This is a genomic window from Pseudoalteromonas atlantica, from assembly GCF_043641955.1.
Classification (GTDB): Bacteria; Pseudomonadota; Gammaproteobacteria; order Enterobacterales; family Alteromonadaceae; genus Pseudoalteromonas; species Pseudoalteromonas atlantica_A.
The window spans coordinates 631,100-653,864 of record NZ_JBHZRV010000002.1; the positions used below are offsets into that span (position 1 = coordinate 631,100).

19 protein-coding genes and 1 pseudogene are annotated in these 22,765 nt (G+C 39.5%); 14 read left to right on the plus strand and 6 right to left on the minus strand.

All coding sequences use genetic code 11. The annotated features are described in order from the left end of the window. A pseudogene (locus ACHUE3_RS06340) lies at nt 1-356 on the plus strand (ribonuclease E); the annotation flags it as partial. A gap of 172 nt (nt 357-528) precedes the next feature. Here the strand turns inward: ACHUE3_RS06340 and yejK are convergent. Further along, nucleotides 529-1,542: a nucleoid-associated protein YejK gene (gene yejK / locus ACHUE3_RS06345; protein WP_394191256.1), complete on the minus strand. Its 1,014-nt coding sequence runs from the start codon at nt 1,540-1,542 to the stop codon at nt 529-531. Nucleotides 1,543-1,604: 62 nt separating this feature from the next. Here yejK and ACHUE3_RS06350 point away from each other — a divergent pair, with 62 nt between their 5' ends. The 7 genes from ACHUE3_RS06350 (at nt 1,605) to ACHUE3_RS06380 (ending at nt 7,891) form a co-directional block, all read left to right on the plus strand. Continuing rightward, on the plus strand, nt 1,605-1,817 hold the full coding sequence (locus ACHUE3_RS06350) for a YejL family protein (protein WP_394191258.1): 213 nt from the start codon (nt 1,605-1,607) through the stop codon (nt 1,815-1,817). A gap of 5 nt (nt 1,818-1,822) precedes the next feature. Continuing rightward, nucleotides 1,823-3,328 carry a DUF3413 domain-containing protein gene (locus ACHUE3_RS06355; RefSeq protein ID WP_394191260.1) on the plus strand — a complete coding sequence of 502 codons (1,506 nt, stop codon included), beginning with the start codon at nt 1,823-1,825 and terminating at the stop codon, nt 3,326-3,328. 88 nt (nt 3,329-3,416) lie between these two features. Further along, the gene (locus ACHUE3_RS06360; protein ID WP_394191262.1) at nt 3,417-3,905 is read left to right on the plus strand and encodes a DUF4124 domain-containing protein; all 489 of its coding nucleotides are present in this window, start codon (nt 3,417-3,419) and stop codon (nt 3,903-3,905) included. 85 nt (nt 3,906-3,990) lie between these two features. Then, a complete protein-coding gene (gene aceK, locus ACHUE3_RS06365; RefSeq protein ID WP_394191264.1) occupies nt 3,991-5,715 on the plus strand; it encodes a bifunctional isocitrate dehydrogenase kinase/phosphatase in 1,725 nt (574 codons plus the stop codon). A 15-nt stretch (nt 5,716-5,730) separates the two neighbouring features. Further along, nucleotides 5,731-6,669, plus strand: coding sequence for a LysR family transcriptional regulator (locus ACHUE3_RS06370; RefSeq protein ID WP_099294212.1), 939 nt, complete (start codon nt 5,731-5,733; stop codon nt 6,667-6,669). A gap of 171 nt (nt 6,670-6,840) precedes the next feature. Further along, entirely contained in the window at nt 6,841-7,284 is a 444-nt protein-coding gene (locus ACHUE3_RS06375; protein ID WP_394191669.1) for a ferritin-like domain-containing protein, read from the plus strand. A 211-nt stretch (nt 7,285-7,495) separates the two neighbouring features. After that, nucleotides 7,496-7,891, plus strand: a complete 396-nt coding sequence (locus ACHUE3_RS06380; protein WP_394191266.1) for an ExbD/TolR family protein — start codon at nt 7,496-7,498, stop codon at nt 7,889-7,891. 58 nt (nt 7,892-7,949) lie between these two features. Here ACHUE3_RS06380 and ACHUE3_RS06385 read toward each other — a convergent pair whose 3' ends face one another. The 4 genes from ACHUE3_RS06385 to ACHUE3_RS06400 all read right to left on the minus strand — a co-directional run bounded on the left by ACHUE3_RS06385 (nt 7,950) and on the right by ACHUE3_RS06400 (nt 13,625). After that, the gene (locus tag ACHUE3_RS06385) at nt 7,950-10,949 is read right to left on the minus strand and encodes a TonB-dependent receptor plug domain-containing protein (protein ID WP_394191268.1); all 3,000 of its coding nucleotides are present in this window, start codon (nt 10,947-10,949) and stop codon (nt 7,950-7,952) included. 50 nt (nt 10,950-10,999) lie between these two features. Beyond that, a complete protein-coding gene (locus ACHUE3_RS06390; protein WP_394191270.1) occupies nt 11,000-12,067 on the minus strand; it encodes a FecR family protein in 1,068 nt (355 codons plus the stop codon). Continuing rightward, complete coding sequence (locus ACHUE3_RS06395) at nt 12,064-12,618, minus strand: RNA polymerase sigma factor (protein WP_394191272.1); 555 nt, start codon at nt 12,616-12,618, stop codon at nt 12,064-12,066. The genes ACHUE3_RS06390 and ACHUE3_RS06395 overlap by 4 nt, the downstream gene beginning before the upstream one ends. A gap of 116 nt (nt 12,619-12,734) precedes the next feature. Further along, the gene (locus ACHUE3_RS06400; protein WP_394191274.1) at nt 12,735-13,625 is read right to left on the minus strand and encodes a LysR family transcriptional regulator; all 891 of its coding nucleotides are present in this window, start codon (nt 13,623-13,625) and stop codon (nt 12,735-12,737) included. A gap of 163 nt (nt 13,626-13,788) precedes the next feature. Here ACHUE3_RS06400 and ACHUE3_RS06405 point away from each other — a divergent pair, with 163 nt between their 5' ends. Continuing rightward, complete coding sequence (locus ACHUE3_RS06405; protein ID WP_394191276.1) at nt 13,789-14,553, plus strand: haloacid dehalogenase type II; 765 nt, start codon at nt 13,789-13,791, stop codon at nt 14,551-14,553. A gap of 246 nt (nt 14,554-14,799) precedes the next feature. On the opposite strand, the gene ACHUE3_RS06410 is transcribed toward ACHUE3_RS06405, so the two are convergent. Continuing rightward, nucleotides 14,800-15,393, minus strand: a complete 594-nt coding sequence (locus tag ACHUE3_RS06410) for a TetR/AcrR family transcriptional regulator (protein ID WP_394191278.1) — start codon at nt 15,391-15,393, stop codon at nt 14,800-14,802. A gap of 225 nt (nt 15,394-15,618) precedes the next feature. Here ACHUE3_RS06410 and ACHUE3_RS06415 point away from each other — a divergent pair, with 225 nt between their 5' ends. From ACHUE3_RS06415 to ACHUE3_RS06435, 5 genes are all read left to right on the plus strand, one after another. After that, nucleotides 15,619-16,818, plus strand: coding sequence for an efflux RND transporter periplasmic adaptor subunit (locus ACHUE3_RS06415; RefSeq protein ID WP_394191280.1), 1,200 nt, complete (start codon nt 15,619-15,621; stop codon nt 16,816-16,818). A 14-nt stretch (nt 16,819-16,832) separates the two neighbouring features. Beyond that, nucleotides 16,833-20,006 carry an efflux RND transporter permease subunit gene (locus ACHUE3_RS06420; RefSeq protein WP_394191282.1) on the plus strand — a complete coding sequence of 1,058 codons (3,174 nt, stop codon included), beginning with the start codon at nt 16,833-16,835 and terminating at the stop codon, nt 20,004-20,006. Nucleotides 20,007-20,127: 121 nt separating this feature from the next. Next, entirely contained in the window at nt 20,128-20,745 is a 618-nt protein-coding gene (locus ACHUE3_RS06425) for a PilZ domain-containing protein (protein WP_394191671.1), read from the plus strand. Nucleotides 20,746-20,815: 70 nt separating this feature from the next. Then, nucleotides 20,816-21,868, plus strand: a complete 1,053-nt coding sequence (locus ACHUE3_RS06430) for an agmatine deiminase family protein (RefSeq protein WP_394191284.1) — start codon at nt 20,816-20,818, stop codon at nt 21,866-21,868. Beyond that, nucleotides 21,868-22,761 (plus strand): carbon-nitrogen hydrolase, encoded by an 894-nt coding sequence (locus ACHUE3_RS06435; protein WP_394191286.1) that lies wholly within the window; start codon nt 21,868-21,870, stop codon nt 22,759-22,761. Before ACHUE3_RS06430 ends, ACHUE3_RS06435 begins: the two co-directional genes overlap by 1 nt. Nucleotides 22,762-22,765: the final 4 nt, after the last annotated feature.

Consider the following 22,765-nt stretch of genomic DNA (forward strand, 5'->3'; position numbering starts at 1 on the left):
CACCTGTTGTAACTGAAGAAGCATCTGCTGTAACTGAAGAAGCACCAGTTGAAGCTGAAGCAGCACCGGTTAGCACTGTAGAGACGCCTGTAGAAGCTAAAGAAGCAGCTATAGTTGAAGATACAGATAAAGCAGCTTCTGCTAGCGTAAACACTAAAACAGTGATTACCGCTGGGCATGCAAGCGCACCAATGGCACAGCCTACTGCAGTTGCTGATAGTGATGTTGCTCATACACCAAAAGCGATGGCACACGACCAACGAGAAGCTATCCCAGATAGCGGCTTGCGTGCAGGCTCTATCAAGCCTGCTGGTCGCGCAAGCGCTGCAATGACTAAAACCATGAGTGTTGACTAACACTCTGGCTTTAGCCAAAGCAAAATAAAAAGCCGCGTTAATGAAAATTAACGCGGCTTTTTTAATTCTTGTTTCAGTATTAAAAATCCATAAAAAAACGAAGTGCCAGCACTTCGCTTTCAACTAACTAAAACCTAATTAAAACTTAACGCTTATGGCTAAAACTAACGTCTTAGTCTTCGCTTTCCATAAACCGTTGTAGCTGATCTTTAAGATTTGGTGGTATCCCTTTAATAATCAGGGTATCCGTTGCTTCATTGTAGGTTACACGCTCACCTAAATGCTTGCGCTCAAAGCTGATACTCACACCGCCACCAAGGCCGGAAAACTTCACCATGCTAGTGACGGTTTTTTTATCTACCGGAAATGACTCTTCTAAATCGTAGCTTTGCTCTTTGCAAAAGCTGTCAAATGGGTTGTCGTCACCTTTTGTGAGCGCTTGTGATAGTTCACTGACATTGGCATCTTCGCCTGTGGTTACACAGTCATTACAGTAATCAAAGACTTGTTTGCGTAGGTCGTCTTTCTCTGATTTTTCAAATTGCTGCTCAGATAAATAATCTTCAACAGCGTTTAGCATAGCTTGGCTTTGCTGTTTTGGATCAATGCCTTCTTCACAACCTAAAAAGTCTAAGAAAAAGTCTGCGACTTTACGCCCAGCACGCCCTTTTATAAAAGAGATATAACGATTGTCCTCGGCTTGAGTATCCCAACCAGTTAAATCAATCCTTGCCGCTAGCTGCATACGTGAAATATCTAAGTGACGTGATGACGCTAAATCAAGCTCTGAGGTAATTGAGTAATGCTCTTTTATGTTGATCATGGCAATCAACATATAATCAGTGGCAACATATTGGTAATGGCAAAAGATTAAATAACCCGTTTCGTTAAACGCATATTTATTTAACTCTTCTTTTAATACCGTTGTTGCTTGCTCTGTCATGTGCCAAAAGCCAAGCTCATCGTTGCGATAACTTTGCATTGCTGATGCAACAACACTATTTTTATCACCACTAAAAGCACAAAACCCTTTTCCAGGTTTACCGTTGTATGCGTGATGTAATTGTTCAATGAATACAGCTACTTTTTCATTAACCGCCATTTCATCGTTGCGTAAATGAATTTGTGTATCGTCATCTTTTTTGTCTACATAATGAACGACTAATTTTTTAACATCTATTGTCATCTTTGTTTTTCACGCCTCTGGTGTTAAAATACGAGAATATAACTCTTTTATTGAACCAACTGATGCCAATCTTATCAAAATATTCTAATGATGAAGTAGAACAAATCGTCGATCAGCTCATTGATGTGTTAACTGAGCACAATGCGCCGGTTGATTTAAGTCTTATGTGTTTAGGAAATTCTATCACGCATATATTAAAAGAGCATGTGCCAAAAGGGAAAAGACAAGCCGTTGCGGATAACTTTACAAAAGCATTAGCGCAATCGGTTAAATAACATATATGAATTTATCGCAGCACAATCAGTTTTCGTCTAAAGCAAGCCAATTATTAAGCTGGGGCCATTGGTTTACCTTTGCTAATATTGGGTTAGTGTTACTTATTAGCTTAAGTTACTTATTTGCTGACTCTGCGCCGACAACCACAATGGGCTATGTATATATGCTAGTAACATGGCTAAGCCATACTAGCTTTATCACCTTCATTGCGTTTGTGCTGACGATATTTCCACTCAGTTTAGTTTTCCCATACCCGCGGCATATACGCGGCATGGCAGCAATTCTGGCCACTTTTGGCGCGTCTTTGCTTACACTTGATGCCTATGTATATTTTAACTTAGGTTATCATTTAAGTAGCTCAGCATTACCTGAAATTGTTTCATTGTTGTGGCACACCTTAACCAGCTCTCCGGCGTTAACTACCCTACTTGCAGGTGGTATCGTGATGCTGATTCTTGCTTTTCAATTGTTGGCGAGTAATTATACTTGGCACCATTTAGCACGATTAAAGCAGTACAAATTTGGCCGTTATGCTACATCTGTATTGGTTACTTGCTTTGCATTAAGCCACAGCATTCACATATGGGCTGATGCAAATCTTAAATTTGATATTACAAAGCAAGATAACGTTTTACCGTTGTCGTACCCAACAACAGCAAAAAGCTTACTCGCTAAAAATGATCTGCTTGATATAGAAAGCTATAAGCAAGCTCATAATGTAAAGCTGACTAACCAAAATATTAAATACGCATTATCAAACCCACTACCTCGTTGTGAATCAAATACTCAGGCAAACATCGCTATTTTAGTATTTAGTGAAAATGACTTATTAGAGTCTTTTGCTCAGCAACATGGCGACCTTTTTCAAACTGAGCAATTTCTTCAACCAGTTAATCACCAAGATACTTTATTTAGCTTAGTGTATGGCTTACCTGCCTATTACAAGCCAGCATTATTTGAAGATAAAATTATGCCAGCTTGGACAAACAAACAGCGTAGCTTAAACGTAAGTGGGTTTGCGGAATTTGATTTTATTAATGAGCAAAATAATTCAACACATGCTATACGTATTGTCGACACTAGAGTTACCGACCCCAACACGCTAAGTTTAGCTAAAGATACCCACATTTATGCGTTTAGCCTTGCTAAACACAATAATGACATCGTCACGACTTCTAGGCTTTACAGTACGGATAAAAAAATCACTCGTGTAGAAGGGTTAATTCAACCTAGTGATATTATTGCCACTAGTGTTGGCGAGTACTTAAATTGTGCAGAAGTCGCCCAACAGAGCATGCTGGGTGTAAATTTATATGATAAAAAAGATGACATTGGAGTCACCTATTCGCAAGGTGTACTGATAGCTTACAAAAAAGATCGTATTACTTTAATTGATTCTGACGGGAATTATAAAAATGTCTCTGCAGCCCAAGGGTTTTCGATAGAACAAGGCTTAGATATACCGTTTTTAGTACAAAGCATCAAAAAATTAAAGGCATTCACTGATTAGGTTAATTTAATATGATAAGCCTATTCATTTGTGATTTGGCTACAGTAAGTTATATTTCATTATACTGTCATAGTGCAAGGAAGCCCTTATGAAAATAAATATTACTTTTTACCTACTTTGTTCACTCGCGTTCGCTTTTACTTCTTCACAAAGCGTTGCCGCTAAAACTGACTATTATAAATGTATCACTGATAGAGGCACGGTATTTAGTCAGTTTCCTTGTGGATCAAACGCTACTGAGCACAAAATTAAGCAAACTAACGTAGCTTTTTCTGATCCAAATTCCAACCATGTAAAAACACTTAATGAGCTCGAAAGACAACAAATAATACGTAACCTTAATTCAACCATACGTAGTAAACAACATTCACTTGATATACTTTCCAGAGACAGAGATCGTGCTGAATTTAATCAGCAGCAGCGTTTAAAGCGCATATTAAGTGACAGTGAGACAAAAAGAATTACCAAAGATATAAAAAAACAACTTAAAGCGATTAATAAACGTTACTTAAGAGATGTTAAAAAAGTAGAAAAGCAGATTGAAAAACTTGAAAAAAAGCTGAAGCGGTATAAATAATCTATTGGGTTTTACTTTTATTTAGCATACTCTTAACAAGTATAGAGCAATAACTCTAAGCCCGTTTTTTAGGAGTATCTCCCACATGCACGCACACACAATTGCTGAATTTATTCTAAAAGGCTTCAAAAAGCACTATCGGTTATTTCAAGAAATTACAGCACAAGCACATATAGCGTTTGCTGAGCAAGATTGGCCGCAAATGCATAAAATAAGTCAATTAAGAATTAGTCACTACGATGACCGTGTAAATGAAACTATTACACAGCTAAAAAAAGCCCACTTAGCCTTTACTGATCAACTCGATGAAGCTTTATGGCTTGCTAGCAAACAGCATTATCAACAGTTTTTACAATTTCATCCCCAAGCAGAGCTCGCTGAAACGTTTTATAATTCAGTCTTTTGCCGATTGTTTCATCGTCGTTATTTCAATAATAATTTCATATTTGTAGAAACGTCTTTAGCTGATGCACCCGCTTTGCCAATTGAAGCAGAATACCGAAGTTTCTTCCCGGTGATTGATGGCCTAAAACCAACAATTAAAAAAATTATTAGCCAATTCGATTTTAGAGCAGATTTTGACAATTTAGAACGCGATATACGGCTACTTGTAAAAGCATTTTATAAACAAGCACCAGATACTCATCACAGCGCATGGCAAATGCGCTTTGATATATTACAAACCCCATTTTATCGCAACAAAGCGGCTTACATTGTCGGTCGCGTTGTATCAAGCAGTGGCATTCAACCCTTTATCATTCCAGTTTTACATCATAAACAGCACGGCCTTTATTTAGACGCACTATTGACAAACTCTTCACAGATGCGAGTTATCTTTGGCTTTGCTCGGGCTTATTTTATGGTGGAAACCCATGCGCCTTCAGCACTTGTACGCTTTTTAAATCAGTTAATGCCAAATAAAACACTGGCTGAATTATACAACGCGATAGGTTTTCACAAGCAAGGTAAAACAGAGTTTTACCGAGAGTTTCTAACTCACTTAGAACGCTCTGATGATAACTTTATTATCGCCCCAGGTACTCCTGGGATGGTGATGATGGTATTTACCCTCCCTTCATTTGGCTATGTATTTAAAGTAATTAAGGACAAGTTTGGTGAAAGTAAGCCATTTGGTAGAGACACTGTTTTAAAACGCTACCAATTAGTTAAAAGTCATGATCGGGTTGGCCGCATGGCTGATACCATAGAGTATTCGAACGTCGTATTTCCTTTATCACGTTTTGACGATAACTTACTCGCACAGCTTAAAAATACCATCGGTGAATCAATGGTTATCGATGATGATTTAGTTATTATAAAGCACTTATATATTGAACGTCGTATGACGCCGCTAAACTTATTTTTAGAATCAGCTACTGAGGATGAGGCTATAACGGCTATCACTGAATATGGTCAAGCGCTCAAAGAAATGATTGCAGTTAACATTTTTCCCGGTGATATGCTGCTGAAAAACTTCGGTGTCAGTAACCATAAACGAATTATTTTTTATGATTATGATGAAGTACAATATTTAAGTGATATGAATTTTAGAGCCTTACCTAAAGCTAAAAGTTATGACGATTATTTAACAGATGAGCAAAGTTACTCTGTTGCACCACAAGATGTGTTTCCTGAACAGCTTTGTACGTTTGTGATGCCAAACCCTCGTTATAAAGCTATTTTTACCCAGGCACATCCGGAGTTATTAGACGTAAATTATTGGCAGCAAGCACAGAAGAATATTAAGAACGGTGTTGTTAGCCATATTTACCCTTATCCGAGCACTCAACGTTTTATCAAGCATTGGTAAACGCAAGGACACACAATGAACATCAGCAAGATAGATTTAAATTTACTGGTATATTTAGACACGCTTCTACGTGAATGTAACGTTACCCGTGCAGCGAACCAGCTAAGTATTACTCAACCAGCAATGAGTAATGGCCTTAAACGTTTACGTAACCTATTTAACGATCCCATTTTAGTGCGTACAAGTGATGGTATGGTACCCACAGAGCGAGCTATCGAGTTACAACCGGTGATCCGCGGAATTTTAATGACCCTAGAAGAAACCCTCGCCCCTAATAGAGAGTTTGAAGCAAGTCAAAGTAACCGTGTATTTAGGATTATGGCCAGCGACTATGCAGCTAGCACGCTTGCTCCACGACTACTGAGTAAATTGCATGAAGAAGCTCCTGATACCACTTTGGATATACTTACTCCTAGTGACGTGACCTTTCATGATGTAGAAAATGGTAAAGTTGATATGGCTATTAATCGCTTTGAAAACTTACCGCAGTCTTTTCACCATAAACGTATATGGAAAGACAGTTTTTGCTGTTTAGTAAAAGCAGATAACCCAATAATTGAAAACTTTAGCCTAGATAGCTATCTAAAAGCACGCCACATTTGGGTTAGTAAAACCGGCTTTGGTGTGGGTGTTGGTATGGATCCAAAAGATGTGCAAAAACTGGGGTGGGTTGATGAGGCCCTTGCACATTTTGGCAAACACAGAAATATAGCTACATTTACCCGTAACTATCACGTAGCTATCCACTTAGCCAAAGAGCAAAACTTAGTTGCTACATTACCTTCAAAGGCCGCAAACATATATATAGATGACCCAGGTTTAACAATCCTTGAAACCCCCTTTCCAATACCTCCTTTTGAACTAGATATGATATGGAGCCCATTACTTCATCGTGATGCTAGCCATATTTGGCTAAGACAAAAAGTGGCTGAAGTAGCGCAGGAGTTGAAGTAAAACAATTACATAATAACTTGTAAAATTTTCTGGGTATGTTGGTAACAGCTTTCTTTAAAGAACTTAATTAAAGTTAAATGCATTTAAATTCATGACCTTATGAATTTTAAATTCTGGTATACGCATTGCTTTAACATAAGTGAATTCATGAAACTTAAAGAGGTCATTATTATGAATACCCATCAAGGACAAGAAGCGAATCATATCACTGACATTATCCAAGTAATGAACAGCGGGATAGACTTTTATGAAAAAGCACAAGATAAAGTCCAAAACCCTGCAGTTGGTGCACTTTTTCAACGCATGATAGATGCGCGTAAAGTAAGTGTTGAAAGCTTACAACCTTATGCTATCAACCAGCAAGGTGAACGTGAAGACGGCTCATCATTCGCTGTAGAAGCACGCCGTGCTTATACATCATTAATCACTAAATTTAGTTCTGATAACGATGAAACGTATGTAAAAGAACTTGAAGAAGTTGAAGATAAAACCTTGGAAGAAATTAAAGCAGCTATGAAAAAACCACAACCACACGATTGTGAAGCTGCACTATCAAAAGTTTTATTAACAATGCAAAGTTGCCATACTGAAATGAGCAGAATGAAAAAGCACTAATCACAGCTTAAATCCATAGCCCAGCCACGTGCTGGGCTGTTTTGTTTACAAAATTTATGCCTCTGATTTTCATAACAAATAAAACCAAAGAATTAATGAAAATAATATATTTATTTAATCATGCAATTTTCTTCCTCTGCTAGTCTTTTAATTAGGTACCTAATAAACCGCTGTGGCGCCGCAGCTTTTTAAATTTTTATGAGGTTCTAATATGAAAAAGAAACAAGAAATACAACAAAATAATGCAGATGTAGATATGACACCAATGCTCGACATTGTATTCATACTCTTAATCTTTTTTATTGTAACTACATCATTTATTAAACCAGTAGGAATTGAGTTACTAAGGCCTTTAGATAAACCAAGCATTAATAAACCCACTAAAAATGCACATTTCAGCATTGATAAAAATAATGCTATTTATTTTTCTAATAGGCAGATTGATCTTGAAAGTGTTGCAACTAATTTAGCTATGTTTGCTGCTAAATACTCAATTAAATCAGTGCAAATATCTGCTAACGAAAATAGTCAGCACCAAACTCTAGTCTCTGTAATGAATAATATTAAAGAATACGATAACTATCCAATCAGTTTGGTTTCTAATTAAACCATCAAAAAAAGGGCCTTACGGCCCTTCAAAAGTTAAATAACATAGGAGAAGTTATTTAGAAACGATATTCGGCACCTAAATAGTAATAAGCACCGTTAAAGCCGAATGGCGCAGAGCGACGTGAATATTCAAACACACCTGTTGAACTAACAATTGTATTGCCTGACGCGTCTACAATTGTGCCAGAGCGTGAGTTACCAATGGTATTTTTGTCTGGGTAAACATCAAACAAGTTATTAGCACCAATATTTAACGACAAGTTATCGGTCACATAGTAATTTATTTTTACATCTGTTAGAACTTCAGCGCCATAGGTTTGGCGGCCACCATCTTGCACTGTGTATTCACCATAGCGGTTAAGTGATAAATTCACCGTCCAGTCATCTATGCGGTAAAGTGCACTTAAATTAACTCTATCTTGTGGTTGCCACTCTTCAATAATAGATGTTTCTTGCGCTGAAAATACATCTTCTACCGGGATAGTTTCAAGGCCACTTCCAGCTGGCGTGAATAAATCAACCACATCTGTTTCTGTGAAGTTAGCTGCTAAAGTAAAGTCAAGCGTGCCACCAAGGCCTTCTGTGTTCCACGTTGCAACAAAATCTACACCTTGTGTTTCAGTGTCTGCACCATTTAAGAAAAACTGACCTGCGCCAGCACCTGAACTCACAAGGGCTGCATCAAGCGTTGATGATAAGCCTTTGCCTAAACGGTTACTGATCACAATACGGTCATCGATATCAATCGAGTAGTAATCAATAGTGACATTTACATTATCTGTTACGTTATAAACAATACCCAAGCTGAGGTTTTCAGACTTTTCTTCTTTAAGCTTTGGAATACCGATGCTTTGTGCCAATGTACTGTCATTTCTAAAAGTACCTACTTCCTCTGCAATTAAGTCACCATTAGGGCCTACAACAAATTGTGTACTAATATTATTGAAGTACAGCTGCTGCATAGAAGGTGCTCTAAAGCCTGTGCTAACCGCACCACGAAGTGAGACATCGTCCGTAACGGACCAATTTCCAGCAAGTTTAAAGTTTACCGTGTCACCAAAACCTTTATAGTTATCGTAACGCAGCGCACCAGAAATAATCACATCATCAATCACATAAGTTTCTGCATCGACATAGAACGAAATAACATCGCGCGATTCATCAACCGACGAATCAGGAGAAGAGCCACCAAAGCCTTGCGTACCACCCGATGCATTTTCGCTACCAACACCTCCACTCAAGCCATCGTAAATATTAACGCCGTTGTTAGTGTCATAATCTCGGTATGCGTATTCACTGCCTTCAAGTATTCTGTATTCGTCAGTACGAAGCTCTGCCCCCATAGCTAATGAATAATCATCAAAATCTTTCGTGTAATCCAAGTTTAACGTTTGTAAGGAAAGCTCCATGCCATAAGCGTAAGCCTCACGAGGGATAGTCGCGCGAATATCTTCAGCGTTTAAGCCTTGCTCATAGCGAAGTAAATTAGCGTATGAACCATTGATGGTATCACTGGTGGTGTAATCAATGCTGTTTTCACCATACGTATATGAGAAATCAAGACTTGAGTCATTATCAAACTCTTTCTTAAAACCAAAGTTATATGAAATGTCATCTATAGTGGTATTAATCTTCGGCAAAAAGCCCATTGGAATTACCGCATCGCCATCCTGTAAGACAGGGTTTCCGCCGGCGTTAGCATTATGGCGGAAGAACGCGGCAGACTCATTATCTCGTGTTGAATAAGTTATAAAACCATAAAGTTCACCACCAGCTAACTCATAACCTGAGTTTACAGTTAAGGCAAATTGCTGCGAGTCAGCGTCACCAATTCGAAAGGTATCACGAGGTGCTGTTAGCTCACGTGGGTCTGAAGCGAGTAAAGTACCATCATCAAGCTCTGTACAACCATAAAACTGACAAGAGCCATGAAGACCCGCACGGTTTGTTGGCGCACGATCGCGATAATTAATCGTGGTATTTAAATAACCATCATCACCAAGTGCAAAGCCTTTATTAAAATCAATATTAACAGTTTCGCCATCGCCTTCTGAGTATTGACCATAGTTAATTGCTGCTTTTCCGCCCTCTTCGGCATCTTTAAGCACAATATTGATTACCCCTGCAATGGCATCAGAGCCATACTGTGCAGCTGCGCCGTCGCGTAATACTTCTATGCGTTTAATTGATGCAGCAGGAATAGCATTCATGTCAGTTCCGGCAGTACCACGTCCTACAGATGTATTGATATGAATAATACTAGCTTGGTGGCGACGCTTACCATTGATAAGCACCAACGTTTGGTCTGGGCCTAAACCACGGAGTGTTGCAGGGCGCAGTGCATCTGTGCCGTCACTGATTGATGAACTTGAAAAGTTAAATGAAGGTGCAATGGCTTGCAGCATCCTGCCAACTTCCGTTTGACCTGTATTCTCAAGTGCTTCTGCACTTAAAATATCAACAGGAACAGGTAAATCTTCAACTGAACGACCCGCGACACGGCTACCTACAATAGCAATTTTTTCAATTTTTTCTTGTGCGGCTTGTTCTTGTGCATTAACACCTTGGCTATTGGTCGCCATTAAAAGTGGTAATACAGCAGCACTGACCCCTGAAAGCTTTTTCATGTTGTTATCATTCCTATTGATTTGATTGAGTTTTACGCTCAGTAAACCATTTTGATCAACAACCGCATCGAGTTCAGTATCTTGCAGCATCGTATTGAGTGCATCCAACTGGGTGTAATATCCAAACACTGATTGAGCTTGATATTGCTTTGCTAGTTCAAATGAAAAAACCACGGTTTGTTCAGTTTGCTTAGCAAATTCAATCAGTGCTAGGTCTGCTCGTTGCGCTTTAATATCAAATTGCACCATTTGTGATTCAACAGCATTGGCATGCACATTTAGGCTACATACTAAAGGTGCTAATGCTATGACCCCATATAATGGATACGTTTGGTTACTACGCAACTTATACAAACAGTTGAGAACGAATAATCCTCTACAAAAATTTGATTTTTTCTTAATTATTTTTTTACTTTTATTTATCAGCATTGTTACTTTTCATGCTTTAAGTCAGAGTTTAAGCAACTTACTTAACTATTTTAGCCTTGTGTTAGGCTAACAATATGTTCACCTAATCGCTCATGCTCTATCGCTAGATTTGCTTGTAAGCTATCTAATAAGCCAATTATATCTCCAGCTTTAAATACACCGGCCACTTTAAGCGAAGCTAAAGCAGGGTCTTTTAATTCAAACCGCGTAGCGGTGTAACGACTCACTTCTTGTAGTGCTTCACTTAGCGACTCACCATTAAAAATAAGCATACCTTGTTGCCATGCTAAATCTCGCTGCACATCGTCTATAGATAATTGTTTAATTGGTTTAGTAATGCTTTCTTTAATAAGCGCTTTTTCACCAGAAATAACGATACTTGCCTTTATGTTTTTTATCTGTTGCGTTTCATTACTTGCAGTTTGTAACTCAATAAAGTCTTTTGCGTTTACTTCGACTGTGGGATCGGTAATCATCACCTTGCCTTCAGTAACGACTAATTCTAAATCTGACGCTGCATTACGTTGTACGTTAAAAATGGTACCAAGCGCAGTAAACGATTTATCTCCTGCCATTACAGAAAACGGTCTTGATGCATCTTTTGCAACATTAAAGCGCCCTTCACCTCGGCTTAAAATTAATTGTCTGCGTCCTTGAGTGTACGCAACCTCTAACAAACTATTGGTATTGAGCTGGACTATGGTGCTATCAGGTAAAACATAGGTTGCTTGTTCGCCAACCTTTGTACGATAAATTTTACTATATTTTGCTTGATTTTGAGATGCTTCAGGGTAGTAATTAATACCAGCAAACATAAATGTAGCTATCAGTAAAACAGCTATAACACTTGCTGCCATTGCATAATGCGCAGATCCAAAAGTAGATTTAGAGGGAACCTGTTTGTTTGGAAACAATGCGCTTAATTCATTTAAGACACTTAACTCATCCCATAACTTTGCTAGGTCAAAAACAGCATCTTGATGCGCTTTGCTTTGTTTTACCCACGCATTAAATTGCTCTTTTTCGTGATCATTCAAGCCACGATCCATCGCACTGATCCAACGACTTGCTTGTGATTGTATCAACTCTTTAGATGAAAATTGATGTACATTACTCATTTCCCCACCCTCCTGGTAGCGGTCACGTCTGGCTCAACAGAGTTCGAATCGTGCTCTTGCTGTTGCATATACTGCATAGATTTTAATAAACCTTTAGCAATATGCTTTTCAACGGTGCTTTCACTTAAGCACATTTGTTCAGCTATTTCTTTCTGACTCATACCGTATACTTTTTTTAGTATAAAACATTTTCTGACTGGCTGACTCAGTTGTTCTGTAGCACGGCAAAAAAGTAAAAATCGCTCTTTCGATGTTACTTCATCTTCAAGCTGCATTGATTTTAAATTTTGTTGATAATCATCTGATGTATCAAGCGAATCGCTGTGTTTATTGTCCCACTTCGCAACGTGATTTAGGGCCAAATTTTTCGCTGTTTTTAGCATATAACTATGCGTATATTTAATATCTTGTTTTAAATCGGCTTCATAACTTTTTACAAAGGTTTCTTGAACAATATCTTCGACATCATCAGGTAATACAATGCGTGAAACGAACCGTCTTATTTGTGCTGAAAGTTCCACAAATGTATTGGTTACTTTGCTCTGTGTCATCCTTAACAGACCTTTTATAATTATAGTTACGCTAAGACTACGAGTTTTAGCGCTAATTACAAGGCAAATTGTTAAATTATCGTTATTTTTGCTTACGTTTTCTTCATCAAATCTGTTTATGTCTCTGAGGCATCAAATAATCCTCTCATAAAGTCATAAAAAACCTCTGTTTTACGAGTGGTCAAACTATTTTGTGGTCTTAAAAACCAAACGGGTGAGTCATCATCCGCTAAGATTCCCGGTAATACCTCTACTAGTGAACCCCTTTGCAATTCATCTTTGATAGCTAGTTTAGATTTAATAGCAATACCGTGTCCCGCAATGGCTGCTTGAGTCATGTTATCGGAGTTAGATATCGTAAAACGCGTTTTCGCATTAAAATTAACAGGCTTTCCGTTGTCGTCTATTAATTTAAGTTGTCTTTGCCAAGGTAAACATACCCAAAAATGTGTTTGTAGTTGCTCAAAAGAAGTTGGCATCCCGTATTTTTCAATATAGCTCGGGGCAACACATAATATCCGTTGGTTATTCACTATTTTACGCGATAGTAAAGCTGAGTCCGTTAACTTACCGACCCTAATTGCAATATCTTGTGCTTCATCTACCACATTGACAAAGTTATCAGAAATAGAAAAGTCTAACTGCAACTCTGGGTATTGCTGCTCAAATGCAATCAGCTTAGGCATTACAAACTTTGAGAACACCCAAGGTGGCATTGTTACTCTTAATAGACCACTTACCGATGAACCTCGTGCACCAATGCTGTATTCAGCATCATGCAAAGCCTCAAGTATACTGCCTACTTTGCGATAGAATATGTCACCTGCAGGCGATAATCTAATACGCCGACTATCCCTAAAAACTAATACTGTTGCTAGTTCTCGTTCAAGTTTTGCCAGCCTATGACTGACAGTGGCAGCTGAGAGCCCTTGCGCACTGGCCGCTGCCAATACGCCCTTATTTTCAACGATCGCTATAAACGTTTCGAGATCACTTACGTTATACATAAACATCCATCAATTATGTTTAATATTTTCGAACTTAGCTTTCACTAATTCGCTCTTTATTTAACTAATTCAAACACTATACTGGCTCAGACGTACTTTAATAGAGGATTAAATCAATTTTCTCTCTATTTATCATTTACATTAACAAAAGGCATTAAGCTTTATGACTATCTTTAGAACGCTTACAAAACTAAGCTTATTTGTAGTGCTATTTAACCAATTATTTGTAGGGAATGTTATGGCAACTGAATCACAAAAGAACAAACCAAAAGTCATCATTTTTGATGTAAATGAAACATTACTCGACTTAGACTCTATGCGTGACTCAATTGGTAAAGCTCTTGGCGGACGAGATGATTTACTGCCACTTTGGTTTTCAACAATGTTGCATCACTCATTAGTCAGTACTGCGATTGGTGATTACCAAGATTTTGGTAAAATTGGTGTTGCTTCATTACTTATGGTTGCTCAAAACAATGATATTAAAATTAATGCGGAGCAAGCTAAAACCGCTATTGTTACACCACTATTGAGCTTACCTGCTCATGCTGATGTTAAAGCGAGTTTACAAGCACTAAAAGATCAAGGCTATAAATTAGTCAGCCTTACTAACTCATCGAACGACGGTGTGAAAGCGCAATTTGAAAGTGCAGGACTCACGGATTACTTTGAAGCCAGGTACAGTATTGAAGATATCAAAATATATAAACCAGACCTACGTGCTTATGAATGGGCACTAAAGCAATTAAATATAAAAGCTGAGGATGCTTTAATGGTTGCGGCCCATGGCTGGGACGTTGCGGGTGCAAAAGCAGCTGGTTTACAAACAGCATTTATAGCTCGACCAGGTAAAGCACTATACCCGCTTGTACAAGAACCTGATTATAACGTGAAAAATTTAACGCAGTTGGTAAGCCTACTCAAGTAACTGCGTCTGCCGAATCAAGGGTGAACTTTTAAATCGGTTTACCCCTTTTTAATTAACCTGAACTCTGGTTAAGAGATGTACTAATATATTGATATTAATTAACAAATTTTTTATTAGTCTCCAGCCGGAGACTTTTAGCGATAACAAGACGAATTTACGCGTCAATAGCTGGCCTATTGCAAGTAAATTCAACGCAGTTAGCGTTGAAAGTAGCCGCTGGAGATATATTTATTATACAGGCTCAGGTTAATTAATACCTCTGATAAAAAACCGAGACATAACATCAATTAACTGCTCTAAGCGAGTTTCATCAAGTACTGGGCGCCACATAATTACCTGCTCCCAATAGCCTAAATCCTTTAAACCACCATAGAAAATTGAAGCCGCTATATCTGCTGGTACATCATTTAATACCCCCGCTTGATGAGCCTGTTCAAACCACGTTAGTAAGCCTTTTTCACAGTCTAAAAACTGTTCTTCTAATCGCGCTGCTTGCTCTTTATCACGCATAGATTCGATAATAACAATTCGTGATAGTGTTAAATAATTCTCGTCACTGCCGAGCGACAAGCATACGCGCGCAAGCTCTTTTAATTGCTTATCTACACTTACATTTGGTTGATATGGATATTTATGTAACTGCGAAAATCTCTCCAATAAAAGTACCACAACATCATCGAACAATGCATTTTTGTTAGGGTAATGTTTATACAAGGTACGTTTAGAAACATTGGCACGCTTAGCAATCGCTTCCATTGTAGTCCCTAACAACCCGTATTGTGCAAACTCTTGAATTGCTGCGCAGAGTACATCATTTTGCTTACTATTACCTGATTCCATATCGCCCTCAATACTAATCAACCTAATTTACTGCAACCATTTCACACTGAATAATGAAAAAAGTAAACGCAAGTGTATACCTATTTTAAATTTGGGTATACACTTGCGTTTACTGAGTTTAAATATCAATCATTATTATTGGGTAATACCTCACTTTAAGCCATACTCAATTAACTCAGACTTGCTTTAACTTTATACTTATACAATTGGAACTGTGGAGTAACCATGCGTCAGTCTTTCGTACCATCGAAGTTGTCATTATTTTTAATCACTACCGCTTCATTATTAATTCAAGGGTGCAGTGAAGCCCCGAATACACAGCAACAAGGAGCAATGCATCCGGCTGCTGTATCAACAATTAAGGCAACAACTGAAGATGCCCCTTTTACTATAGAATTGCCTGCCACACTTTCAGGGTCTAAAGAAGTAGAAGTAAGAGCAAGAGTAACGGGTATTTTGGAGTCTCGTAATTTTGAGGAAGGACAAACAGTAAAAAAAGATCAATCTTTATTTACTATTAACCTAGAACCTTATCAACTAGCGGTTGAGAGTGCCCAAGCCGCGCTTGATGGCGCAAGTGCCTCGCTTATTCAAGCACAGCGAGATGTAAAACGTTTAGCCAAACTTCGTGCTGACAAATCAGTATCACAACGTGATTATGATAACGCGGGCTCTGCAAAAGATATTGCTCAAACTAATCTAGCCGCTGCAAAAGTTGCTTTAAAAGAAGCAAAATTAAACCTTGAATATGCTCAAGTAAAAGCCCCCGTTGCTGGCATTATGGGTCGAGAATTTGTCTCTGAGGGAACTTATGTTGCTGGACCTGATCTGCTGTTATCGCAAATTACGCAACTTGATCCCATTAGATTACGTTTTGGTATCTCAGAACGCGAACAATTGAAAATGCGCCAAGATGTTGAAAAGGGTACCCTTACACTGCCTAAAGATGGCCATTGGCAAACCAGTATTAAATTACAAGATGGCTCAAGTTATGAACAAACTGGCGAGGTTAACTTCTCTGATGTACGCATAAACCCTAATACTGGCACCAGCGAGTTACAGGCTATTATCCCAAACCCTGATTTTAAATTACGACCGGGCCAATTTGTTCGGGTAACATTACAAGGTGCTGTGCGTAAAAAAGCCTTTGTTATTCCTCAGCGTGCAGTGCTTGATAATGGCACAGGCAAATTTGTTTACCTTGTCGCTAAAAATGAACAAGGCGGCACAATTGCTCGCCCTGCTCCCATTAAAGTGGGTGAATGGATCCAAAAGCCAGAAAACGAAGGTGATAAAAACTTTTGGCTCATAAAGTCAGGACTTAATGAAGGTGATGAAGTAATCATTGACGGCATGGCGAAAATTTTCTTCCCTGGAATGCCCGTTGCAGTTAATAACAAACCTCACAGCGATAAAGCTGAATAAGCACAGGGAGTCTTATGTTTTCTCGTTATTTTATAGACAGACCCATATTTGCGTTTGTTATATCCATTGTGATTGTACTAGCAGGCCTTGCAGCAATGCGCAGTTTGCCTATTGCTCAATACCCAGAAATAGCACCGCCTGTTGTTCAGGTGACAGCAGCATACCCAGGCGCCTCCGCTGAAGTACTCGAACAAACCGTGGCTGCACCGATTGAAAATGCAATTACCGGTGTTGAAGGTATGATGTATATGGCATCTACTTCGACCAGCTCCGGTGCCACAACGATAGAAATCACGTTTGAAATAGGCACTGATATCGATCAAGCCGCAGTCAATGTGAATAACCGAGTCAAACAGGTTGAAGCACGCTTACCTGAAGAAACCCGTCGTCAAGGTGTTGTTGTGCAAAAAGGCTCGTCGAGCTTTTTACAGGTTCATGCGTTTTATTCACCTGACGGCAGCCGTGATAGCTTATGGACATCAAATTACGTTACTTTAAATATACTCGATCGAATCAAACGTATTCCTGGCACTACTAGCGTACAAATATTTGGTGCAAAAGATTACGCCATGCGTATTTGGCTTCGTCCAGATGTTATGAGCCAGTTAGGTGTAACAGTTGAAGAAGTTGCAGGTGCCATACGCAGTCAAAACTCGCAGTATGCAGCAGGTAAAATTGGTGCTACTCCAACATCTCAGTCTGCACAAGAACTTGTTTATAGCGTCACCGCACAAGGGCGTTTATCAGAGCCTGAACAATTTGAAAAAATTATTATTCGCTCAAACCTAGATGGCAGTAGTTTGCGTTTAAAAGACATTGCTCGCGTTGAGCTTGGCTCTAAGGATTATAACTTTAGTGGCACAATCAACGGTAAAGAGGCTGTTTTACTAGGGATATTTTTACAACCAGGTGCCAATGCATTGGATGTTGCCGATGAGGTAAACGGTGTACTTGCTGAAATTAAACAACAATTTCCCACTGGACTGGCTCATTTAAATTCATACGATACCACGCGTTTTGTTGAAGTTTCTATTCGTGAAGTGGTTATCACACTGATTGAAGCCATGATATTGGTATTTTTAGTTGTGTATTTATTTTTACAAAATTGGCGCGCAACGCTTATCCCAACCTTGGCTGTGCCAGTATCTTTACTAGGCACATTTGCTGGTATGTACATGCTGGGCTACTCAATTAATTCGTTAACTCTGTTTGGTATGGTGTTATCTATTGGTATTGTTGTCGATGATGCCATCGTGGTACTGGAAAATGTCGAACGAATAATGCACGAAGAGCATGTAAGTGCTCATGAAGCAGCTATTAAAGCAATGAAAGAAGTATCTGGCCCCGTTGTAGCCATTGTGCTAGTGCTTTGCTCAGTATTTGTGCCCATTGCTTTTTTAGGTGGCCTAACTGGTGAATTGTTCCGCCAATTTGCAATCACTATTTCAATTGCGGTGAGTTTATCTGGTGTCGTTGCACTAACGATGACCCCTGCTCTGTGTGTGCTCATTTTAAAGCAAGAACACAAACAAACCGCGCGTTTCTTTTTATGGTTTAACCGAGTATTTACGCAAATAACTAGTAAATATGTTGGTACTGTAGGCTTTATGGTTCGTCGCGGCGCACTGGGTCTCGTGCTAATGATAGGAATGGTATCTATTACCATTGGCCTTTGGAAGAACACGCCAAGTTCACTCGTACCAGATGAAGACCAAGGTTATTATATTTCAGCTATTTTCTTACCCGATGGCTCTTCTTTAGAGCGCACTGAGGATGTCGTAAAGCAAGTTGTTGCAGCAGTACAGTCAAACCCTGCAAATGAAAATGTGGTCGCATTTACCGGCTTTGATTTTATTGGTGGTGGTTACAAAAATAGTGCGGCAACCTTATTTGTCACGCAAAAGCACTGGGATGAGCGCGAAATAGATACTAAAAGCTTGGTTAATGAGTTATTTATGAAAACCGCTCATATAAATGAAGCATTGGTATTGGCGTTTAACCCCCCAGCTATTTTTGGCTTAGGCAACACCGGTGGTTTTGAATTTTATATTCAAAACAAAGGCGCTGGCGGACCTGAAAAGCTGCAACAAGCTATGGGCTTAATGATGGCTGAAGCACAGAAAAGTCCAATACTAAGTGGCTTGCAAACACTGTGGCGCCCTAATGCTCCGCAACTAAAAGTAGATGTAGATCGCGAACAAGCCCGGGCTATGGGCATTGAAGTAGACGATGCATTTACTGCGCTTGCAGGTACATTAGGTACTTATTATGTAAATGATTTTAATAAGTTTGGCCGCGCTTGGCAGGTGCTAATGTCTGCTGAAGCCGAATTTAGAATGAAACCTGACGACATTGGCCGTATTTATGTTAAAAATAGCCAAGGTACTATGGTACCGATGTCTGCGTTTACTAATATAGAATTTAGCCGAGGCCCTGAAAGTTTAAACCGTTATAACAATCTTTCTGCGGTTAAGTTATTGGGTAATGCAGCTCCAGGTTACAGCTCTGGGCAAGCGATTGCTGAAATCGAACGTATTGCAAAAGCTGTATTGCCACCTGATATGACATACGATTGGACTGGCTCTGCCTATCAAGAAAAGCGCAGCTCAGGCACAACCGGGCTCGCACTTGGGCTTGCCGTGATTATGGTGTTTTTGATTCTTGCAGCACTTTATGAACGTTGGTCATTGCCTCTGTCTGTGATGCTGGCTCTGCCGTTTGGTACCTTTGGCGCGCTTGTGTCTATTTGGTTAGTGGGTATGACAAACGATGTATATTTCCAAATTGGTCTGGTTACTTTACTTGGTCTTGCCAGTAAAAATGCCATATTAATTGTTGAATATGCCTTAATGAAGCACCAACAAGGCTGGAGCGCAAGCGCTGCTGCACTTGAGGCTGCCCGCCTTAGGTTTAGACCTATCATAATGACATCGCTGGCGTTCATATTAGGCGTTGTGCCGTTAGTGCTAAGCTCAGGTGCGGGCGCAGGTGCGCGTCACAGCGTTGGCACGGGTGTTATGGGCGGGATGATGGCTGCCACATTCTTAGCCGTATTCTTTGTGCCCTTATTTTTCTATTGGCTCACAGAGCGAAAGCTCAGCGAAAAACGCTCTCGTAGTGAATTAGCGAATGAAATATCTGAGCATCACAAACGTGAAAATGTGGATACTATAGAGGGCAATTTGTAACCTTATTAATATAAAAAATTAAGGGCAAACATAGGTTTGCCCTTTTTTATTAAAATTTCATCACTAGTAATTTACGCTTGGCAGCGCTACTATAAGTAGATGCGCGCTGTGGAGTCTAATGATGAATAATGAAAAGTTAACTGAGTTTGAACAGTACTTTCAGATTGCTGAGAGTAATAGAGTCAATCTTTTTGCCGTTGATAAACATAATGTGCCACAAAGCCCGGCTCAGCTGGAAGCTGATATTCCTCCACTATTTAAACTCGCTAACGAAGTGAGTGAATTAGAGCAGAGCTCTTTAAGACCTCTTCGTAATTTAGGCGACATAGCACAAGAACTCGCCGTATTTTTGCAAGCTCAATCACGTAAAATAGACTTAATCATGAGTCATATTTTAGCTTCAGAGCAACCTGAGGATAATGCACTCTATTGTGACAGCTATGGAGGCGGTGGCGTAAAACTCACTTCAAGCGAGGTTTACTCATTAGGCCAAACATTTCGTACTAAACTATTTTTGCAACACGAAGCCTCTGCTGTTTATTGTTATACAGAAGTTGTGGCGATGGATAAGCTAGAAAACGAGCAATACCAGTATACGCTGCTTTTTATTGCGATTCGTGATTCAGACCAAGAACTTGTAGTAAGAGCCAGTTTACATGCTCAAACTAGGCAGCTCAAAAAACGACAACAACAGCAATCAGACAAACCCAGTGATGAACACGAAAACAAGCCTGACTAATTGCTTTAAAAAGCTGACATCTGTGCTTGAAATGCTAAACTAGGCGCACCTTTATTTGTTTATTAACTTCATGAACTTTAGACTTTTACCTGAATGGGCTGAGCAAGATGCTGTGATGCTTACTTGGCCACACCAAGATACTGATTGGCGTGACAACCTAAGCGCTGTAGAGCCTGTTTATAGTGCCCTTTGCAAACATATATGCAAGCGACAACACGTTGTTATTGTTGCACATAACAATGCATTAAAAACACATATAAGCCAACTCTTAACTAGTAATGAGATTGATCTTACTCGGGTGCACTTTGTGATCACCCCTTGTAATGATACTTGGGCACGCGATCATGGCCCTTTGACCTGTGCAAACACAAAAGATGCCAGCCAGTTAGCTATTCTTGATTACACCTTCAACGGCTGGGGTAATAAGTTTGAGAGCACGCTTGATAATCAAATTAACAAAGTACTTGTTAACCAGCTTGCAGCACCTGCAAATCAATACCAAGAAATTAATTTAGTATTAGAAGGCGGCGCAGTTGAAATAAACGAGCATGGTGTACTACTTACCACCAGCGAGTGTTTACTCAACCCAAATCGTAACCAAACACTTACAACTGAACAAATTGAAGCACAATTGCAACAGCAATTAGGTGTCAGTTCATTTTTATGGGTTGATCATGGTTATTTAGCCGGTGATGATACAGACAGCCATATTGATACCCTCGTGCGCTTTGCACCTAACAACACCCTAGTCTATGTAGAGTGTGATGACACCACGGATGAGCATTTTGACGCGCTTGATAAAATGCAAACACAATTGAAAGGTTTTCAAACGCCATCAGGTCACCCTTATACATTGATTAATTTGCCTTGGCCAAAAGCGGTGTTTAACGCCGATGGCGATAGACTGCCAGCCACCTACGCAAACTATTTAATTATCAATGATGCCGTGTTAGTACCCACTTACAATGATGAAAACGATGCTAAAGCACTTGAGCAAATTCAGCGAGCCTACCCTGAGCACACAATTATTGGGGTAAACTGTTTGCCTATCATTCATCAATTTGGCAGCTTACATTGCATCACTATGCAATTACCTCGCGGTTTTTTAATTGGAGCACCATAATGACTTCGTCAAATAAATTAACGGTTGCCTTAGTGCAGCAAAGCAATAATGATAACGCCGAGCAAAACATGGCCAAATCAATTGCTGGCATTCGCGACGCTGCAAACCAAGGCGCTCAACTTGTGGTACTTCAAGAACTACACCGCAGCCTGTACTTTTGCCAAACCGAAGACGTTGATGTTTTTGATTTAGCAGAAACTATCCCTGGGCCAAGTAGTGACGCATTGGGCGAATTAGCAAAAGAGTTAAACATCGTCATCGTAGCTTCATTGTTTGAAAAACGTGCCACAGGTCTTTATCACAATACCGCAATTGTGCTGGAAAAAGACGGCACAATTGCAGGTAAATATCGCAAAATGCATATTCCCGATGATCCTGGGTTTTATGAAAAGTTTTACTTTACCCCAGGCGATTTAGGCTTTGAGCCCATTCAAACCTCAGTAGGCAAATTAGGCGTATTAGTGTGTTGGGATCAATGGTTTCCAGAAGCTGCACGCTTGATGGCGATGGCAGGTGCTGAGTTACTAATTTACCCAACCGCTATTGGTTGGGACCCACGTGACGATGACGGCGAAAAAACACGACAAAAAGATGCCTGGGTTATTTCACAACGTGCCCACGCTGTTGCCAATGGTGTGCCCGTTATCAGTGCCAACCGCGTAGGCCATGAAAGTGACCCAAGCGAGCAAAGTGACGGTATTCAATTTTGGGGCAACTCATTTATTGCAGGCCCTCAAGGTGAAATGCTCAGCGAAGCAAATAATGCTGACGAGCAAATTTTAGTTGTAGAACTTGATCAAAAACGCTCTGAGAACGTAAGACGTATATGGCCTTACTTACGTGATCGCCGAATTGATCACTATCAAGACCTTACCAAAATTTACCGTGACTAATAAT

Excerpts from the sequence above, each read along its gene's own strand:
- ACHUE3_RS06355 (WP_394191260.1), top strand. The coding sequence starts at position 1,823 with ATGAATTTATCGCAGCACAATCAGTTTTCGTCTAAAGCAAGCCAATTA.
- yejK (WP_394191256.1), bottom strand. The coding sequence starts at position 1,542 with ATGACAATAGATGTTAAAAAATTAGTCGTTCATTATGTAGACAAAAAA.
- ACHUE3_RS06390 (WP_394191270.1), bottom strand. The coding sequence starts at position 12,067 with ATGAGTAATGTACATCAATTTTCATCTAAAGAGTTGATACAATCACAA.
- ACHUE3_RS06375 (WP_394191669.1), top strand. The coding sequence starts at position 6,841 with ATGAATACCCATCAAGGACAAGAAGCGAATCATATCACTGACATTATC.
- ACHUE3_RS06400 (WP_394191274.1), bottom strand. The coding sequence starts at position 13,625 with ATGTATAACGTAAGTGATCTCGAAACGTTTATAGCGATCGTTGAAAAT.
- ACHUE3_RS06385 (WP_394191268.1), bottom strand. The coding sequence starts at position 10,949 with ATGCTGATAAATAAAAGTAAAAAAATAATTAAGAAAAAATCAAATTTT.
- aceK (WP_394191264.1), top strand. The coding sequence starts at position 3,991 with ATGCACGCACACACAATTGCTGAATTTATTCTAAAAGGCTTCAAAAAG.
- ACHUE3_RS06420 (WP_394191282.1), top strand. The coding sequence starts at position 16,833 with ATGTTTTCTCGTTATTTTATAGACAGACCCATATTTGCGTTTGTTATA.
- ACHUE3_RS06380 (WP_394191266.1), top strand. The coding sequence starts at position 7,496 with ATGAAAAAGAAACAAGAAATACAACAAAATAATGCAGATGTAGATATG.
- ACHUE3_RS06405 (WP_394191276.1), top strand. The coding sequence starts at position 13,789 with ATGACTATCTTTAGAACGCTTACAAAACTAAGCTTATTTGTAGTGCTA.
- ACHUE3_RS06395 (WP_394191272.1), bottom strand. The coding sequence starts at position 12,618 with ATGACACAGAGCAAAGTAACCAATACATTTGTGGAACTTTCAGCACAA.
- ACHUE3_RS06415 (WP_394191280.1), top strand. The coding sequence starts at position 15,619 with ATGCGTCAGTCTTTCGTACCATCGAAGTTGTCATTATTTTTAATCACT.
- ACHUE3_RS06410 (WP_394191278.1), bottom strand. The coding sequence starts at position 15,393 with ATGGAATCAGGTAATAGTAAGCAAAATGATGTACTCTGCGCAGCAATT.
- ACHUE3_RS06360 (WP_394191262.1), top strand. The coding sequence starts at position 3,417 with ATGAAAATAAATATTACTTTTTACCTACTTTGTTCACTCGCGTTCGCT.
- ACHUE3_RS06350 (WP_394191258.1), top strand. The coding sequence starts at position 1,605 with ATGCCAATCTTATCAAAATATTCTAATGATGAAGTAGAACAAATCGTC.
- ACHUE3_RS06370 (WP_099294212.1), top strand. The coding sequence starts at position 5,731 with ATGAACATCAGCAAGATAGATTTAAATTTACTGGTATATTTAGACACG.
- ACHUE3_RS06430 (WP_394191284.1), top strand. The coding sequence starts at position 20,816 with ATGAACTTTAGACTTTTACCTGAATGGGCTGAGCAAGATGCTGTGATG.
- ACHUE3_RS06435 (WP_394191286.1), top strand. The coding sequence starts at position 21,868 with ATGACTTCGTCAAATAAATTAACGGTTGCCTTAGTGCAGCAAAGCAAT.
- ACHUE3_RS06425 (WP_394191671.1), top strand. The coding sequence starts at position 20,128 with ATGAATAATGAAAAGTTAACTGAGTTTGAACAGTACTTTCAGATTGCT.